The 5,449-nt window shown below is 43.3% G+C and carries 4 protein-coding genes; all 4 read right to left on the reverse strand.

Translation table 11 applies throughout. The features are described from left to right. Positions 1 to 1,269: 1,269 nt before the first annotated feature. Positions 1,270 to 2,142, reverse strand: coding sequence for a hypothetical protein (locus tag ACCI49_RS23320; RefSeq protein ID WP_371841643.1), 873 nt, complete (start codon positions 2,140 to 2,142; stop codon positions 1,270 to 1,272). A gap of 124 nt (positions 2,143 to 2,266) precedes the next feature. Next, complete coding sequence (locus ACCI49_RS23325; RefSeq protein ID WP_371841645.1) at positions 2,267 to 3,139, reverse strand: hypothetical protein; 873 nt, start codon at positions 3,137 to 3,139, stop codon at positions 2,267 to 2,269. Positions 3,140 to 4,241: 1,102 nt separating this feature from the next. Then, complete coding sequence (locus ACCI49_RS23330; RefSeq protein WP_371841647.1) at positions 4,242 to 4,403, reverse strand: hypothetical protein; 162 nt, start codon at positions 4,401 to 4,403, stop codon at positions 4,242 to 4,244. A gap of 755 nt (positions 4,404 to 5,158) precedes the next feature. After that, the gene (csrA, locus tag ACCI49_RS23335; protein ID WP_371841648.1) at positions 5,159 to 5,338 is read right to left on the reverse strand and encodes a carbon storage regulator CsrA; all 180 of its coding nucleotides are present in this window, start codon (positions 5,336 to 5,338) and stop codon (positions 5,159 to 5,161) included. Between the last annotated feature and the right edge of the window lie 111 nt (positions 5,339 to 5,449).

A 5,449-nucleotide genomic window follows, 5' to 3' on the forward strand; every position in this document is an offset into this window, starting at 1 on the left:
TCGTTCAGAATGGACGCTTCATTATCAGAAACTTGAAAAGGTTTAGGTGTACGCATAGAAGATACATTATACGGACAATTCTCCATTAGTTACATTACTTTCCGCATGGACCACTAGCTGAGCTACAAGAACGTGTCCAACTTTGCCATTGGCTAACGCTTGAAGATCCAATCGCTCCAAGAATTCATTTCCATCGATATTTATAGTTTCTTCCATAAGCTTATTTGGCATCTGAGACTATGAAATTTAACGCCCAGCGCAAAGGCCGAGCGACCGCGAGGTCCAGCACCATGAAATGGTGCGATTTTGCCGCTGCTTGTTAGGTGATTGATGTTTACGTACGAGTAAATACATTAGCCAAATATACCATTACTGGAAATAACATTAAGCATGATAAAGCAATACTTGTAGGGACAATTAGTATTGTGTTGAAAGTACGCTTTTTGCTGATTGTAAGGATCGTATAATAGGCCATTGATGAGGGTATTGCGGCCAATGCAAGAGCAAAGATATGATCGTATAGGCTTGGATTTACAAAAAAGTCTTTGAGGCTACTTAAAGTAGAATGGCCAACTACCAGACCAAAAATGAACGACAGCACGTAAACACTAAACCAAACAGTAAGAATCCTCATGTTGTATCCACCTAACAGTTTATTAAAGAGCCGGTGGCTCACTATCCATTTGGCCACTAATTCCGAAGTAGCCCCTTCAAGCCCCACAGAAAAGCCATAATTTACAGTAGGTTATGGACTTCTGATCAAATAATAATCAGAGATAGTGGGCCACCGGCTTAAGTCGCTTAGCTCAACCGCCCGCTCTTGAACACATTTTACCAGCAATTAAATCAGTAAGTTAGGGGATTTTTTCTGTAGATGTCAGCCATGGCTCTATAATTCAGGCCACAATACCTGGTGCCACTCCCTATTCCCGATAGTGGGTGCCAATGGAAATAGGAGTTGGTATTACCCTCTCGCAATCGTCATTGCCGCAATGGAACTATGCATAACCAGGCGGTTTGTCATCTCGATAATACAACTTGCCACTAAATCAGCTGCATGATCAGCGAATTTTACCGGCTGACCACCATCGGCCTGCACGTTGTTCTTATCATCGATTATGGCAATGGTTCACTTCAGTACTGCAGCTGCTTGGTGGTCATATATCTCACCCCAGCGTCATAGCAGCCGTTCAATGTGATGGAGTTGTATATGACCCGAAAGAGAAAACTGGAGCACAAGAGCGCCCCAGCCTGCCGACAGGTAAAAGCTCAGTCAGCACTTTTTGTAAAATACAGACTGTCTTTCACCCGAGTTCCGGTGCTCGGATCAGTTACATACCAGATCAACTCGTAATCACCGGCCTCAAACCAAGCTGGTATATTCAGATAATTTAGAGTGTAATCCTTTGGCTCAGAATAATTTAACACGACATCTCGTAACTTATGAACGGGATATTCATCCCCGTTAGGAAATTTGATAACACTCCATTGTTTGACCGTAACCAACGATTGCTCAGAATCCAAATTGCGAATACTTGCATCATAATTGACTCTTCCCCCGTAGGAAGGAACTGAGAAATCAGCAGGCTCATCAATCTCAATCGACAACTTAATGCCAGTGAGATCACCCTCAACAACCAGCTCAAAGTTCAACAAATCTAGATAATCACCGGTCACATTAAATATAAATTCCCCTTCCCCATCGAGAAAGTTTTTCGCCAAAATACTATTTTGGTCAGAACAGAAGCTGATATTTTCATACCGCGGGACAGGATTGGGATTTTCAGGAGTAGGTAAATCCAAGGTAAAACTTATCTCTGCAAGAAACATTTGAGGAGCAGGTAAGGTAGAAGGTCCTTCAGATTCACTACTTACCTCTAAAAATGCCCAGGAGGCATATCCACCCTTAGGCTCAGCATTGATGCAAATTTTCTCAATGAGATCGAATTGATAGCCAACATCTAAGTTCACCTCGTGCTTAATTCCGTCTTCCATCCTAAAAGGATACGGCTCACCTAGATCTATTTTTGTAGTAATCGTTTCTGCCTGGGCCAGTATTGATGTGCAGATTAAAACGATACCGCAGATAGAATTTTTCAACACAGCCCTGCACAGGGATTTACTTATAGTCAGTTTTTTCAAAATTAAAATCTCTTATATATTATGCTATTTAACAAAACTTCAGGCAATTTTTTAGGGTCTAGGCCCACACATCAAAGAGAAAGCTGGGGCACAATGGCACCCCAGCCCCTCAGCAGTTTAAAACTTATTCAGCACTTTTTGTGAAATACAGACTGTCTTTCACCCGAGTGCTATTGCTCGGATCAGTTACATACCAGATTAGCTCGTAATCACCAGCCTCAAACCAACTTGGTATATTTAGATAATTTAAAGTGTAATCCTTTGGCTCAGAATAATTTAACACGACATCTCGTGACTTATGAATAGGATAACTATCCCCGTTGGGAAATTTAAGCACACTCCATTGTTCGAGCGTAACCAATGATTGCGTAGAGTCTAAATTACGAATACTCGCATCATAATTGACTCTTCCTCCATAAGAAGGGACTGAGAACTCGGCAGGTTCATCAATTACAATCGATAACTGAGTGTCAGAGATATCACCTTCAACAACCAGTTCAACGTCCCAGAACTCCACATAACCACCTGACACACTGAGCGTAAATTTACCGTCACTATCCAGAAAGTTTTTCAACAAAACACCATTTTGCTCTTCACAAAAGCTAATATCTCCCACCTCTGGTTCAGGATTGGGGTTTTCTGGAGTTGAAATAACGACGCTATAACTGAGAAGTTGTGTAGCCTTTAAACTGGTAGGGAAAGTGAAAGGATATGTAGGCTCAGCTTCAACCTCATAAGATACTGAGGAGGCATCTGCACCTTTAACCTCAGTGTTGATACAAATTTTTTCAATGGTATCGAATTGATAACCAACATCTACATCTATCTCGTATTCAATTCCATCTTCCATTCTAAAGGGATATGGTGCACCTAGGTCTATTTTTGTACTAATCGTTTCTGCTTGGGCCAGTCCTGATGTGCAAATTAAAGTGATACCACCGATAGAATTTTTCAACACGGCCCTGTACAGAGGGTTTTTTATATTCAGTTTTTTCAAAATTACAATCCATTACATACATTATGAGATAAAACAATACTTCAGACAGTTTTTAAGAGCCAACCCCTGATAAGGCAAGACCTGTGCCTTATTAATCAGTATTTGTCGCATGTCTTGGGTAGACCCAAGTTGTGATAAATATCCTTATAGAGCTACAGACCTAAGAGTTATTGGACTAAAACTGTCAGAAGTATTGTATTTCACCCTTTCCTACTCCTCCAAAACTTTTTCTTCTTTAACCACTCCAGACAAACAAAAAAATAGAGACAGCAGTACTAATTAATGCGGCTATCCCAATAAACGCCATCCAAAGCCCCAACGTCTGCCCACTACCTGAGCCTAATGGGTGCTTGAGTCTTCAGTAATTTGCTGAAGACTTGCGAAAAAAATTTTCCAGTAGCTGGCACTCTCCACATAGTGCGCGAGCTGGCCATCCTTGCCAGCCCAGCCGTATTATTCCTAATAAATAATTACTCACCCGGAATCGCCATAGCCGCTATAGAATTATGCACGGCCGAACAGTTAGCCACTTCGACAATACAGTAAGCGTAACGTTTTGACTTTCCTAACGACCAAGGGGAGCGACTACTGCGGATTGTGATGTATTTCACACTTGAATAATTTGCTTACCACCATTTTCAATGATGCTGGCCGTAATTATTGATATTACCGCCTCTTGAAACTCTCTAACATTCACCGGAGTTTTAGAGCAGTTTTTGTGTATGACATTAAACGGGGGGCCGACAACAACGATACCACCAGTAACCAGACTATCGTTTAGCAGATTTAGGCTACGCCCATGCCATTCTGGAGCAGAAATTTCAGGTAGAAATATATCGAAAAAGTCATCCCTACTTTTTACTACTGGGTCAGAAGGAAAGAATACAGGCGACCGAAGCAAAGCGAAGCGGCATGTAGGCCGTCCAGCCCGGCACCTTTTGCCGGGCGTACGTGCTGCTGTTTGTGACGAAAAGAAACTGGAGGAATCAAGAAGTTATCTATATTTGGGAACCCGTTAAATATCAATGAGTTACTGATTTTTACCAATAAATATGAGAAGCTGCTGCTGAACTTTATTATAGAGTGCACAGCTGTATATTTTTTACTCAATACCGATCTCTCTGCTTGGCTCAAAACCGGTGATCTGGGGGTTTTGGCTAGCCATCCACTTGGGTCCTCCAGACAGCCCCCTAACCCACAGCCCCATGCGCACGGTATGCTCCACATCACCAGGTATAGCCCCGCCGAAAGCTGTATGGCTCAACTTCACTACCTTATAAACACAGGTCGATACGCTGCACCTTCACTCGCCTTTCTTCCTCAAACTTACTGACTTCCCAATTTTTGTCATACGGTGTCAATAGGTTCTCTACTGCTGCCATCTTTATAAGTGGCGGTAACTAGTCTGGGGAGGTTCTGGTTACTCAGGTTCAAAAAAGCGTGAGGGGTTGAAGGCTAGAGGTGCGGAGGGGCACTTTGCTGGGTAGGCGGGCCGCTTGAGGCTCCATCCAGGAAAGAATGGGCTGCGAGGAGCGGAAAAACCAAAATACAGATTCCGTCAAAAGTGGAACATCCGTTGTTGGCAGCTGGATTGGTCGCTGACTCGGCTCACTAGAGCTAGAGGGCATTGATGGAAATATTCCTCCATCATCGAAAGGCTAGTTATCTTGGCAGAGCCTAGGCTCTATCTCTAGTGCGACTCTGAAAGCCGCTTTCAGCAGCTGGTGGGCTCGGCAACATTCATATGGAGGGTCAAAACAAGCAATGAGTACTCGTCTTATGGGACTGACAAGGCTTGCTTACCCTCTCCTCCAGTCGGCTAAGAGGGGCTGCTTGTTTAATATCTCCAAGACACCGGCATGGCCGCTCCGAACTCACTACCAAATCACCTTTGGCACCCAAGAGGCATTCGAATCAGAGCGCGTATATCGCCTAACGAACAGAGGCGCAATGATTCTGTTTGGAATTCAGTTTTTCAATTATTGGGTGCCTCAAGTCGCCCTACCCTTTTTAGGATATTCAGGCCTTTGCTCTCTTCTGCTTTTTGATCCGCACATAGATTTCTTCACGGTGGATGGGGAGTGATTTGGGTGCGTTTATGCCTATCTTCACTTGATTGCCTTTAACCTCCAGCACTGTGACTGAGACATTTGCTCCAATCCTTAGAAGTTCACCTGTCCGTCGCTTTAAGATCAACATACTTAGTCGGCCCTGAAAAAAAACCAATCACTTGCCTCCAGCACGGTGTAATGAGGGTTTACGGGGCGATTCGGACTAAATCCACCTTCCAAAACGTAAGTAAAATATCCG

The sequence above is a fragment of the Microbulbifer epialgicus genome (assembly GCF_041447265.1).
Lineage (GTDB): Bacteria > Pseudomonadota > Gammaproteobacteria > Pseudomonadales > Cellvibrionaceae > Microbulbifer > Microbulbifer epialgicus.

Excerpts from the sequence above, each read along its gene's own strand:
- csrA (WP_371841648.1), bottom strand. The coding sequence starts at position 5,338 with ATGTTGATCTTAAAGCGACGGACAGGTGAACTTCTAAGGATTGGAGCA.